This is a genomic window from Porphyromonas somerae DSM 23386 (assembly GCF_000372405.1).
Taxonomy (GTDB): domain Bacteria; phylum Bacteroidota; class Bacteroidia; order Bacteroidales; family Porphyromonadaceae; genus Porphyromonas_A; species Porphyromonas_A somerae.
In genome coordinates this window covers 1-13,205 of record NZ_AQVC01000021.1, presented here as the reverse complement: position 1 = coordinate 13,205, position 13,205 = coordinate 1, and the positions used below count along the sequence as shown (strand labels likewise).

Below are 13,205 nucleotides of genomic sequence, written 5' to 3'. Positions count from 1 at the left end.
TGCCCTTTGAATTGAAAAGTGAAGAGTTATCAAGATGAGTAAAGAACCATCCATCATATATCAACAACTTACCGAGAAACTTGGTGAGCAACTCCTCTCTACCATCGCAGCGGCGGCGGATGAGGTGGGGCAAGAGGTGCGACTAGTGGGAGGAGCCGTGCGCGACCTTATCCTCAAAGGAGAGCTCAAGCAAGACCTCGACTTCGTAACCCTCGGCAGTGGCATTCGCCTCGCCAAAGAGCTCTCTCAGCGACTTGGCAAGGGTGCCAAACTATCGGTATTCAAGTCGTTCGGCACCGCACAAATCCACTGGCATGGCCTGGACTTGGAGTTTGTAGGTGCCCGAAAAGAGAGTTACCGCCAAGATAGTCGCAAGCCGATTGTAGAGGAGGCAACCTTTGAGGAGGACGAAGCAAGACGCGACTTCACTATCAACGCCCTCTCCATTACACTCAATGGTGAGAAGCGTGGCACCCTCCACGATCCTTTTGGCGGAATTGCCGACCTACAGAATAGCGTGATCCGCACACCGCTAGACCCCGACCAGACCTTTTCGGACGACCCACTCCGTATGATGCGAGCAGTACGTTTTGCAAGTCAGCTCAACTTTCAGGTGTGTGACGAAGCCTTTAACTCCATCCGCCGAAATGCGAAGCGGCTCAAGCCGCCAGTGGTCTCCATAGAGCGTGTAACGACGGAATTTATGAAGATCATTGACTCTCCCAAGCCCTCAATAGGGCTAGGACTGATGCAGCGGACAGGGTTGATGGATCAATATATCCCCGAAGTTTCGGCACTCAAAGGAGCCGAGACCAAGGAGGGCATCGGGCATAAAAACAACTTCGTACACACCATCATAGTGGTGGATAACGTAGCGAAGGTGAGCGACAATAGTTACCTACGCCTTGCCGCCCTCTTTCACGATATTGGGAAGCCTGTTACCAAGCGATTTGAGTCGGGCATCGGGTGGAGCTTCCACAACCACGACTATGTTGGTCAGAAGATGTTGCCTAGACTCTTTCGTCGCATCAAGCTTCCATTAGGAGAGCGTTTGGAGTACATCCGAAAGCTCGTTCGCCTGCATATGCGGCCTGCTCAGCTCGCCGATGAAGGGGTGACCGACTCGGCTATTCGTCGCCTTCTCTTTGAAGCGGGAGATGATATCGACGACCTAATGACTCTCTGTGAGTGCGACCTGACCAGTAAAAACCCTGCGAAGGTGCAGAAGTATCTACAGAACTTCGCCCTGGTGCGAGAGAAGTTGGTAGAGATAGAGGAGAAGGATCGGATTCGCAACTTCCAACCACCCGTCAGTGGCAATGATATCATGCATATCTACCAGCTCACCCCACGGAGAGAGCTGGGCTTAATCAAAGAACAGATCAAAGACGCCATACTTGATGGAGTCATCCCCAATGAGAGAGAAGCGGCACTAGAATATATGTACAAGCTCGTGGAGGAGCAGTTCCCAGAGTTCAAAGTAGTCAATAGATTAGAGGCATAAGATATGAAGAAGAGTGGAATATCCCAGTTAAAGTTCAAACCGTGGGGCTATATAATAGGTGTGGTACTGCTATTTTTAGTCATCTCACTTGCCTACTTCACCCCTGCTGCCTTCGAGGGCAGAGTACTCTTTCAGGCCGATGGTGCCGCCGCCTCAGGTACTGGGCGTGATGTGGTGGAGTACAAAGCGGAGACTGGCGAACGCTCTTACTGGACTGGTAGCCTCTTTGGGGGAATGCCCACCTACCAAATCTCCCCCTCCTACCCCTCGGCAGAGGGGATCAAGGTGGCTCAAAACCTCTACCGCCTTCGCCTTCCATTCCTCAACTTCCTACCTGGGGATAGCTACCTGATATTCATGCTACTCATAGGCTTCTATATCTTCATGCGTAGCTGGGGATTGAAGCGGCTGCTCTCTATTGGTGGGGCCATTATGTGGGCTTTCTCAAGCTACTTCCTAATCCTAATTGATGCTGGACACATCTGGAAACTCCTAGCCCTCACCTATATTCCACCCACAATTGCTGGACTGGTACTGGTATTTCATCGGCGAAAGTATCTCCTCGGCTTCTTCGTCACTGGGCTCTTCACTGCCCTGCAGATCTACTCCAATCATATCCAGATGAGCTACTACTTCGCCTTCGTAATGGTAGCAATGGTGGTGGCGTGGGGCATCGAGGCAGCACGCAAAAAAGAGTGGTTGCACTTCGCAAAGGCAACTGGTACCGCACTCGCTGCGGGATTAGTGGGCATTGCAATCAATGGCACCAGTCTCTACCACACCTATCAGTATAGCCAAGAGACGATGCGAGGTGGGCGAGAGATTACGGTACTGGACCAGGCGACTGATAAGCAGGCCACCACTACGGGCCTTGACCACGCCTATATTACACAGTGGAGCTACGGCATTGATGAGATGCTTACCTTCTTAATCCCCGATGCCAAGGGAGGTGCCTCGGGATACATCGGCATTGAGGAGGCACAAAATGGAGGTGTTAGCGACCCACAACTCGTCGGCATCGTGGCGCAGCAAAATAGATATTGGGGCGACCAGCCCTTTACCGCTGGGCCAGTCTACGTCGGAGCCATTGTGCTACTACTCGCCATCTTCGGGATGATCGTAGCCAAGGGGCCGATGAAGTGGGGCTTGGTGGTGGTCACCCTGCTCACCATTATGCTCTCGTGGGGGCACAATCTGATGTGGCTGAGCGAATTATTCATCAATCACTTTCCCCTCTACGATAAGTTCCGCACCCCCTCATCAATACTAGTGGTGGCAGAATTTACCCTACCCCTCTTCGCCATTTGGGCCTTATATCTGCTTACAACCCAGCCACAGCTACTCAAAGAGCACAAAAAGGCCGCTATCATTTCGGTAGCCCTCACCCTTGGAATCGCCCTCCTGATGTGGGTAGCTCCAAGTCTATCAGGAGGCTTCCTTAGCCGTGCTGAAGCAGAGACCTTCAGCACCCTTACGGTAGAACAACAAGAGGTGGCACTTGTGCGGAGTGCCCTTGAGCAGGTGCGCGAAGGCATCTTCAAGGCCGATGCACTGCGTACCATCATAGTGCTACTATTCGGCATCGGCATCCTTTACTTTTATCAAAAGGAGAAACTCAATAAGGAGTGGATGCTCTCCCTTCTATTCCTACTCATCTTAGTAGACCTTTGGAGTGTAGACAAGCGGTACCTCAATGATGAGAAGTACCTACCACAGCGAAGCGTACAAGCAAAGGTATCCCATACTACAGAGGCCGATAAGATAATCCTTGCCGATACCACTCAATTCAGAGTGCTCAATCTTGCGGTGAATACCTTCAATGACGCCACCACCTCCTACAATCACCGCTCAGTAGGCGGCTACCATGCGGCGAAACTGCAGAGGTATCAAGACCTGATTGAGGGGTACCTAGTGCACCAAGACCTCAATATCCTTAGGGCACTCAATACGAAGTACTACATTATCCCTGATAGCCTTGGCCGAGAAGTGGCCATTGCTGACCCCGACACCTACGGAGATGCTTGGTTTGTCTCCAAGGCTCAAAAGGTGGATACCCCCGATGATGAATTTACCACCATCGGCAAGGTATCACTGCAGGAGGTAGCTGTGGTAGGAAGCGACTTTGCAAAGCATCTGCCCACCACCATTATCCCCGATAGCACTGCACAGATAAAGCTCACAAGCTACAGCCCCAATAGGGTTACCTACCAAAGCAGTAACGCACAAGAGGGGCTCGCCGTTTTCAGCGAAATCTACTATCCACACGGTTGGCACGCCACTATCGATGGAGCACCAGCAGAGATCTTAAGGGCCGACTACTTACTCCGTGCCTTAGTGGTTCCTGCGGGGCAGCATCAGATTGAGTTTGTCTTTGATCCCAAAACGCTGCACACCACCGAGTTGGTCGCTAATATTGGCAACCTACTCCTCCTATTGGCGGGCATCGGCACCGTTATCTACTACATCCGACAGAGAAAGCATGGAAAGTCTGATACACCTAGCGCAGATAGGATCAACGAATAACTACCTCCGGGAGTTACTCACAAAGGATCCCGAGCTACCAGCATACACCATAGTAGATACCCACACCCAAACTTCAGGGCGAGGGCAGCGAGGCAATAGCTGGGAGAGTGAGCCAGGGAAAAACATCTCTTGCTCTATCTTACTACGTCCGGAGCTACCACATGGGGTCACCACCTTTGACCTCAATAGAGTCACCTCGTTAGCACTTTACTCTCTCCTCTCGCACTATATTCAACCCGCCGAGATCGCCATTAAGTGGCCCAATGACCTCCTAATAGGCCGGCGTAAGATCGCAGGCATTCTCACGGAAAATGAATGGCTAGGCGACCGACTCAACTACACTATTGTGGGGATTGGGCTCAATGTGAAGCAGACTCAATTTGGAGATTACCACCCAGTAGCCACTTCTTTGGCACTCGAAGGCATTACCTTTCCTGAAAACTACGAAGCGTGGCACCATTCAATGGTTCGAGAGATAGCTCAACTGCTCCAGCACGAGATGGAAAGGCTCGCGGACGATGTAGAGGCACTCCGAAAACAGTATCACCAACACCTATACGGCTACCAACAGGAGCAAGAATACCAGCTCCCATCTGGCGAGCGGTTCCTCGGCACGATCCAACAAGTACTCCCCAATGGGCTGCTAGAGATTGAGTCAGCCACGAGGGGCAAAGAGCACTTTGCCTTCAAAGAGATCAGCACCATATTATAGTAGCTTGGAAACACGTTCATAAATCGGGCAGATTGAACAATAGTAACTAAGCAAAATCCGAGATGCAACTAAGCAATCGGCGAGTTGCAACTAAGCAATTGACGAGATGCAACTAAGCAATCGCTGAGATGCAACTAAGTTTTCGCTTTCATAGTATATTAAATATCAATGGGTTACAAAGGCACATTAGACCGCCCTATATTCAGCTATATTTTTCATTTTATTGCTTAGATAAAGGCATTTGCATTCGATGGCATCCTTAAAATTAGTAACCCAACGAGGTAATAGTTGGTACTTGCCACATATTTTTGTAACTTTGCCACGTTTTATATAGGTATATCCTATATTGCATAGAGAAGAGATAAGATGGATAAGTATAATCACTTGACACTTGACTTCACGCACCCTCCAAAGCAGACTGAGAGCTACAGCTTCCACCTAGGAGACGACTTCTTTGATGAGGTCGAGGCGACAGAGCTTTTAGGGGGTGACGTAGACCTCGTGCTCACAGTAGCTCCACTCACCGCCAATCGCTTCAAACTGACCTTTGGCTACAGTGGGATAGTTTCTGTGGAGTGCGATCGTTGCCTAGCCCCAATGGAGCTAGATGTAGAGGCCGAAGAGTATGTGGAGGTGATACTTGGCTCTGCTCTTGATGACGAAAACGACGAGGAAATCACTCTCGATGCTCAGGATCCAGTCTATGACTTTTCGTGGATAGCATACGAGCTCCTGGCACTAAGCTTGCCATCCATAAGAGTACATGAGGATATCAGTGAGTGCGACCCTGAAGTGGTGAGCCACCTAGAGATGGAACCACCCACAGAAAACAACCCACACGACCCAATGTGGGCAGAGCTGAAGGAGAAAATAAATAAGAATAAAAATAATAACTAAATAGAGATTATATCAATATGGCACATCCTAAACGACGTCAATCAAAGTCCAAGACCCGTAAGCGTAGAACCCATGATGTAGCTACTGCACCTACTCTAGCTAAGTGCCCAAACTGTGGTGCTTATCACGTATACCATACTGTATGTCCAGAGTGCGGCTACTATAGAGGTCAGATCGCTATTGAGGTAGAGGCATAAAACCCTCTCTCCTTGGAGAATAATAAATGGAGCTATAGCCCTTTCGGCTGTAGCTCCATTTATTATTAGCATCTAGATACACAAATCAACTACAGATATAAATACTATTTGATATTATTTGAGTACCTTTGCCCTGCTGCTGATGCCATAAGTTATTTCATAGATATTGAGAAGGAGAATAAGTGACGTGACTGGCAAGTAGCTATTAGATTTAGAGATAAAATATAATTGTATATGGAGACGGTATTGAGTGGGATTCGCCCTACTGGCAACCTACACCTAGGTAATTATTTCGGGGCTATGAAGAGCTTCCTTAAGATGCAAGATGAGTACAACTGCTATTTCTTTATCGCAGATTGGCACTCGCTGACTACGCACCCACACCCCGATAATATCCTCAATAATACACATACCATCCTAGCCGAGTACCTCGCTTGTGGGCTAGACCCCAATAAAGCTACGATATACGTGCAAAGCGATGTAAAGGAGGTGCTGGAGCTGTATATGTACCTCAATATGAATGCTTACCTCGGTGAGCTAGAGCGTACCACCACATTCAAGGACAAGGCCCGTAAGCAGCCCAACAATGTCAATGCAGGGCTACTAACCTACCCTACTCTCATGGCGTCGGACATTCTGATGCACAGAGCACACAAGGTGCCAGTAGGTAAGGATCAGGAGCAAAACATGGAGATGGCACGGAAGTTTGCCCGTCGCTTTAACCATATCTACGAGGTAGACCTATTCCCCGAGCCAGAGTCCTTTAGCTTTGGCAAGGAGGCACTCAAGATACCTGGCCTAGATGGCTCTGGTAAAATGGGTAAGAGCGAAGGCAATGCGATCTATCTGATGGACGACGAAAAGACCATCAAGCAGAAGGTGATGAAAGCGGTGACCGACTCTGGCCCTACAGAGCCCAATTCACCTAAACCAGAGCCAATTGCCAATCTATTTACCTTCCTGAGCATCGTTTCTACACCCGATACTTACCAGCACTTTGATGAGGCTTACAATAAGTGCGAGATACGGTACGGCGACCTCAAGAAGCAATTGGCAGAGGATATCAATGCCTGCTGTGCTCCCATCCGCGAGAGGATCATCGAGTATCGAAAAGATACCGACCTCCTTGAGAGAGTGGCCAAAGAGGGAGCTGAAAAGGCAAGGGAGAATGCCCGCCAAACAGTAGAGATGGCAAGAGAGATCATAGGATTTCCTAAGATGAGATAACACAAAATCAAGAACAGATAATAGAGAGAACGAGAAAATGAACGGAATGACAGACAATCTAAACACCCTAAGTGGCAAGGTGATCAAAATACTTCCTCTTGTGTCAGGAGATAGCAAACACAAGCCTGGAGAAAAGTGGTACAGACAGGAATTCGTAATCGAGACCTACGCTCAGTATCCTAGGCAAGTATGTTTCCAAATATGGGGCAAGGATAGGATAGACGCTGCCAATCTCCAAATGGGTGAGGACGTGACCGTCACCTACGAGCTATCGAGCCGTGAGTACCAAGAGCGTTGGTATACTAGTGCCGATGCCCGCAACATCATGAAGGGGATGCCACAGCAACAGGGCTACGGAATGCCTCAGCAACCAGGTTACGGGATGCCTCAGCCAGGATATGGCATGCCACAGCAACCTCAACAGCCACAGCAACCACAGCAAGGTGCTACACAAATGCCAGGCACCAATGCCCCATTTGGACCACAACAAGGGGGTGGCGACGACCTGCCATTCTAAATAAAAGTCAGAAAAGTGACAGTAGCTACTAGTCTTTCTCCCACGAGAAAGCTAGTTGCTACTGACCTATTTACCACCAAGCTACGGGGGAGAACAAGCTTTGGGAAAAGCTAAAGTTATATACAAAGAGAGATAAAAGGAGATACCTCCAGGGCATTCATAGCCGAGCGACACCAACCAACACTAATAGTACAACACAAAAACAGTCGACTCAAAACCACTGGAGCCTGTGATATCCTACTAAGAGAGCAGACAAAAGAAATCACAAAGAGAGAGAAAGAAAGGAAGAGATTGTTATGGGATTTAAAGAGGTCATGGCACTACGCCAAGAAGGGAACCTAACAGATGCACTAACACTAGCCCAAAAAGACTACCAAGAGAATCAAGACCAATGGTCTGCCTCGGCACTATTTTGGGTGTTGAAAGACCTAGCTACACAACAGATTAATGAGGAAAAGAGAGAGGAAGCCCAAAGACTGCTAGAGCAGATGGAGCAGATCGTGGGATATATGGGAGCCACTGCTAATGTGGCACAAGAGTCCCTCTCAGCTCTCCGCATGGAGTTTATTCCTCATTATAGCGAACTTGCTAGCCTAGCAGAGGAAGCCAAAAAGACAAAGAATAGAGTCCGAGTAAAAGAGATATTCAATACCACTCTCGAATGGCTCGAGGAAAGTAATGCGACCCCCGATGAAGCACTTCATCCCGCCTATGCTGAGATAATCTACTGCTTCCTTTCAAGGTACTACCAGCATATACCATTCGAAGAGTTTGCGGGTGCCTACAACCACTACCTAGCACTACATAATGATCGCCCCTCAGAGCTACACTCTAGGATGCTTAAAATAGCCGTGGAGGCGAAAAAAGCATTTGGTCATCACCTAAACTTTGTAGAGCTTTTGAGCAAATGGGGCTATGCCAACCTTCGCCAGGAGGACTGGCAGAGAGGCAAAGCAGGCTATGGTGATATCGAGCGAGCTCTAGGCGAGGAGGTACTCTTCACAGCCACCACTGAGCTAACTGTCGAAGAGCTCAAAGAGGTACCGGAACCACTCCTACAGCTACTCAGCGATGCAATCAGCTACTTCCCTGAGGATAGCTTAGCACAGCTTTCCAAGGCACGCATCATGGCACTACAAGGTGCAGAGCAGGAGGCTCTACTTCGCTACGAACTCCTGCTACAAGACAGTGAAGAGCCTATGGCATGGGCAGAATATGCCTACCTCACCGACGATCCCGAGATACGCCTCGGGGCACTTTGCATGGCACTTAGGGAGGAAAAGGACGACTACCGCGAGTACATTACCAAGGCTAGGATCGAGCTAGCAAAGCTATTGATACAGAAGGAAATGTACGCAGAGGCACTCAGAGAACTCTCCTTTGTGGCACAGATCTGCCTTGAGAAAGCACGCACACTGCCCGAAGAGCACCCTGCCCTCATGGCAAAGATCCCTAGCGATACCGTGCAAAGCAAAGACAATAAAGACCTCTACTATACCCTATCTCGTCCGGCATTAGCACACATCTTTAGAGAGTTACCAGAGGTGCCAATGATGGTCTACGATGCGATGGCGATGAGGCTCAAAGATCAGTCCAACCAAGTAGTGCCTATGCTCAAATTAATCACCCCAGAGGGCAAGACAGCACTTGTCACCCCCAAGGAGTCAGGCATACTCCCTGGAGACAATAGGGGCAACATCTATATGGTCAAGCTACTAGAGCGCCACCGCAAGCATACCAAGGTAGTACAGCTCACCCTCTCCGAAGAGAGTGATCCCAAAGAGTTATTCCCCACTCAAGTAGGGATGATCAATGGCTATAGCGAAGCACTACACGCCTACCACGTGATGGATAGCAATAGCCGTCACCACTACCTTCCTGGACAACCCAATGAATATACACAGGGAGAGTTTATTCGCTTTGTTCTTCTTATCGAGAAACAAATACGCAAGGGCAATAATACCCCACAAGCACGCGAATTTATCTACCATATTGAAAGGGTAAATCCTACCGAAGCCATCCTTACATTCAATCCTCTTAAGGCAGTGGTAGAGGATATCCGAGGGGATCAATACCTACTCCATACAGAGCAAGGCACCCCCAGCTTCGTCAATCTATCAGTGGCTCCAGTAGAGCTATCAGTGGGAGATAACGTGATTGTACGTGGCTTCCAACAGCGGCACAAAGATCGCTTTACCGGACAAGCAAAGTACAGCTTTGTGACGCTATCTATTGAGCCCTACTTCGAAGTGTAGTAGGCTCCCGATAATATAATATAAGAGGGTGCGTGTGATAACTATTCACACGCACCCTCTTTTTGGAGACTGTTGCACGAAGGCGATCTGCTGCGTTGCTTTCGGCATTCGGCCTAGGTCACGTACGTGAGTACGCTCCCTTCGGCCTCATCCTCAGCGCCTTGCATCTCATCCTTCGTGCAACATTCTCTTCTGTATTACAGCTAATCTATGATCAAGCACCGTGGAATTCGTAAGTCTCCATAGTGTGCTTTGCGATCAAGGTAAATAGGTGCTCCGTCAGCTCATCGGTCACCTCCAACACCTTATTCAGCATACGGTCGGAAAACTCTTGTAGCAAGTCCTTAGCAGCTAGCGGACGCTCCTCATAAATAGCAAGATACTCCTTAATCATCTCCTGCTCACGCTGAGCGATCTCCTCCTCTAGCTTCCGATAGGTCTCCTTGATGATAGGTGCATAGCGATTATAATCCACCATACCGAGTGTCTGTACATGGCGAAGCCGCCAGTAAGCCGACTGATTATCCGAAACACCACCCCCTATTCTCCACGCTTCTGGATAGGAAGAGATGCCCTCATAGAGGGGCACAAAGATACCGAGTGCCGCCATTCCCTCACACATATAGTCCACCTGTGCGATCTCCTTTGGGAGGTTAGGCTTCCGCTGCAAAATATGCGTTTGAGTTGTGCGGAATATCGAGATAGGTCTCCACTTCTCCTTAGGATTACTGTGGAGATAAGGGTCGTGCTCCGTATCATTATAGTGCGTGCGGAATGCCGCCTTGATATCCTCGAGTGTCAACTTCTTATCCGAACCCAAGAAGACAGGGAAGTCATTTTTAGTCACGTCCTGCTCCTTGCTAGGTGTAAAGAGCTTCTGGAGATACCATACACGTGGATAGCTGTAGGTGGTATCCAGCTTCTCATCCCTAGCATAAGCGGTATGGAAGTCAAACACACCCTCAAAGAGCTGATGCTCACGAGCGAAGTCAATCAAATCACTAGAGGCGAGATAATTCTTCTTATCCTTTGGGTCGTAGTCCCTAAACCGGCTCTGGTTGCCAGAGACAAAGTACTTATTCTCAGGGATACGAGTTGCTAGCCAACGGTGCCCAGAGGCGGTCTCAAGGTACCACATCTCATGCTCATCGATAAAGCTAATTCCGAAGCCCTCAGCAATTCCGTACTCCTCAATCAAAGCGCCTAGTCGCTCCACTCCCTCACGTGCAGTGGTGATATAGGGCAGGACGATATTGAAGACACAATTCTCCCCCAGCCCACTCTCCACAAGAGGGTCACAAGCGAGTGCCTTTTCAGAGCTAAAGATACTCTCCGTGGCACTCATCCCCACGCCGGCACGATTAAATCCTGCACTACCCCACTCTCCATGAAGGTGGTAAGGCGAAAGGGCAGAGTAACCAATGCGATGCTTAGGGAGAGGGCACCTAAATGGCGTCTCCTTTGCCACAAACTCCTCAGGTCCGTTATCGGTCGTCTCAAAGATTTCCAAATTCTTAGCCACCATTGCATCCCAATCCTCAGAGCGGGCAGCAATCATAGAGCCATCCTCCATCAATTGACTACCCACGATAATCGTAGTGCACTCCGAAGGATACTTCTTCATTTCTTCTTTCATACTTCAATCCTATTTTTAATTTACTTTCTTACTATTGAAAAAAGGGGCGTATCTAGCTGATACGCCCCTTTGTCTTTTATTCGAAGAGTACTTCATGCACGATTTCCGACACGGTTGGGTGTGGGAATACATGCCGTTTCAGTCCTTCGACCGTTAGATTTTCAGTCATCGCCATACCGATGGTCACGATGAACTCAGAGGCTGGGTTACCGATCATGTGCCCGCCAAGGATACGCCCATCATGAGCATCGACAAGCAGCTTAAAGAGACCATTGCCTCCCTCATTCTCCACCACAAATCGGCCAGCAAAGCTAGCAGGTAAGCCGAGTACCTTGTACTCAACGCCCTTCTTCTGTAGCTCCTCCTCAGTGGCTCCTACCCCTGCAATCTCAGGGTGCGTATAGACTACACCAGGGATCACATCATACCGCATTGGGTCGCCCTCGCCACTAAGAATATGCTTCACAGCCACTTCCCCTTCACGGATAGCGGTGTGTGCCAGCATAGAGTGCCCATTCACATCACCAATCGCATAGATGCGAGGGTTGGAGGTACGGAGATACTCATCCACAATGATATTGCGCTCCACCTTTACATTGAGGGCATCTAGTCCTAGGTCCTTCAGCACCGCTCTACGACCGGCACTCACCAAGATACGCTCGCCCTCTAGCTCTTGCTGTGTACCATCGGGTAGCTCCACGGTCAACCCCTTAGCAGAAGCTGCCACCACCTTGGTATTGAGATAAAACTTCACGCCACGCTTCTCGTACTCAGCCTGAAGATGGCTAGATATCTCGCCATCCATAGGGCCTAGTATCTTTGGCATCATCTCCACCACTGTGACTGGTACTCCAAAGCTATTGAATACGCTGACAAATTCCATCCCAATCACACCTCCACCCACAATCAAGATGCTCTCAGGTAGCTCCTTGGTATCAAGTGCTTCACGACTGGTCCAATACTCCACCTCACTTAGACCAGAGATAGGAGGTACAAACGCCTCAGAGCCAGTAGCCAAGATCACCTTGTCTGCCACATAGCTTTCGTCATTGGCACGGATCAGCACCCCATCGCCATTCTCACCAACGAGAGTAGCAGTCGCCTCTACCGTCTCCACGCCAGCACTCTTGAGCTTCTGAGCCACACCAGCCACCAGCTTACGGACAATCTTAGACTTCCTCGACACCACCTTCTTGTAATCGGCAGTGATTTCCCCTTCTATATTGATGCCATACTTCTTTGCTTCCTTGATGCTATCCAGCATATTGGCACTATAGAGCAGTGCTTTGGTAGGGATACACCCTTCGTTGAGGCAAACGCCCCCCACCTTGTTTTTCTCAAAGAGTACCGTCTTAAGTCCAGCTTTTGCCGCGATAGCTGCTGCATTGTAGCCCCCTGGGCCACCCCCTAGCACAGCCAAGTCATATTTTTTCATACTATATATATTGTATTAGTGATTAGATATTCTGTTACCTCCACAAGATACACATTATTCCCCAAACTCCATCAAAAAACATAAGTTGATGCAGGGGTTACGCATTAGAAAAGACTATTGTGCGATTGATGATATACAATCTGTTGAGGATAATGGCGTAAGGACCTCGGCAGAGGTCCCTCTTAAATAGGCACAGGTCGGAGGGGAGTTAGCCCCGAACGACCTGTGTGCAAGAGCATATTCACCACCTGCTTGACCCCGGCTGAGGGGTCAGACCTAGAGATAGGGTTGTCCGACCCCTC

General features: G+C 49.2%; 10 protein-coding genes. 8 read left to right on the top strand and 2 right to left on the bottom strand.

The genetic code is table 11. The features are described 5' to 3' along the window. Positions 1-34 precede the first annotated feature (34 nt). From A3GK_RS0105350 to A3GK_RS0105320, 8 genes are all read left to right on the top strand, one after another. Positions 35-1,504, top strand: a complete 1,470-nt coding sequence (locus tag A3GK_RS0105350) for a CCA tRNA nucleotidyltransferase (RefSeq protein WP_018028444.1) — start codon at positions 35-37, stop codon at positions 1,502-1,504. Between the two features lie 3 nt (positions 1,505-1,507). After that, positions 1,508-4,027 (top strand): YfhO family protein, encoded by a 2,520-nt coding sequence (locus A3GK_RS0105345; protein WP_018028443.1) that lies wholly within the window; start codon positions 1,508-1,510, stop codon positions 4,025-4,027. Then, on the top strand, positions 3,984-4,739 hold the full coding sequence (locus tag A3GK_RS0105340; RefSeq protein WP_018028442.1) for a biotin--[acetyl-CoA-carboxylase] ligase: 756 nt from the start codon (positions 3,984-3,986) through the stop codon (positions 4,737-4,739). Before A3GK_RS0105345 ends, A3GK_RS0105340 begins: the two co-directional genes overlap by 44 nt. Positions 4,740-5,105: 366 nt before the next feature. Continuing rightward, on the top strand, positions 5,106-5,636 hold the full coding sequence (locus A3GK_RS0105335) for a YceD family protein (RefSeq protein WP_018028441.1): 531 nt from the start codon (positions 5,106-5,108) through the stop codon (positions 5,634-5,636). 17 nt (positions 5,637-5,653) lie between these two features. After that, positions 5,654-5,833 carry a 50S ribosomal protein L32 gene (gene rpmF, locus A3GK_RS11235; protein WP_021903113.1) on the top strand — a complete coding sequence of 60 codons (180 nt, stop codon included), beginning with the start codon at positions 5,654-5,656 and terminating at the stop codon, positions 5,831-5,833. Between the two features lie 234 nt (positions 5,834-6,067). Further along, a complete protein-coding gene (gene trpS / locus A3GK_RS0105330) occupies positions 6,068-7,060 on the top strand; it encodes a tryptophan--tRNA ligase (RefSeq protein WP_018028440.1) in 993 nt (330 codons plus the stop codon). A 37-nt stretch (positions 7,061-7,097) separates the two neighbouring features. After that, positions 7,098-7,577 (top strand): DUF3127 domain-containing protein, encoded by a 480-nt coding sequence (locus A3GK_RS0105325; RefSeq protein WP_021902772.1) that lies wholly within the window; start codon positions 7,098-7,100, stop codon positions 7,575-7,577. Positions 7,578-7,873: 296 nt separating this feature from the next. Then, positions 7,874-9,832, top strand: coding sequence for a tetratricopeptide repeat protein (locus A3GK_RS0105320; protein ID WP_018028438.1), 1,959 nt, complete (start codon positions 7,874-7,876; stop codon positions 9,830-9,832). A 214-nt stretch (positions 9,833-10,046) separates the two neighbouring features. On the opposite strand, the gene A3GK_RS0105315 is transcribed toward A3GK_RS0105320, so the two are convergent. Further along, a complete protein-coding gene (locus tag A3GK_RS0105315; RefSeq protein ID WP_018028437.1) occupies positions 10,047-11,468 on the bottom strand; it encodes a C69 family dipeptidase in 1,422 nt (473 codons plus the stop codon). Between the two features lie 76 nt (positions 11,469-11,544). Further along, the gene (gene lpdA, locus A3GK_RS0105310; protein ID WP_018028436.1) at positions 11,545-12,903 is read right to left on the bottom strand and encodes a dihydrolipoyl dehydrogenase; all 1,359 of its coding nucleotides are present in this window, start codon (positions 12,901-12,903) and stop codon (positions 11,545-11,547) included. Positions 12,904-13,205: the final 302 nt, after the last annotated feature.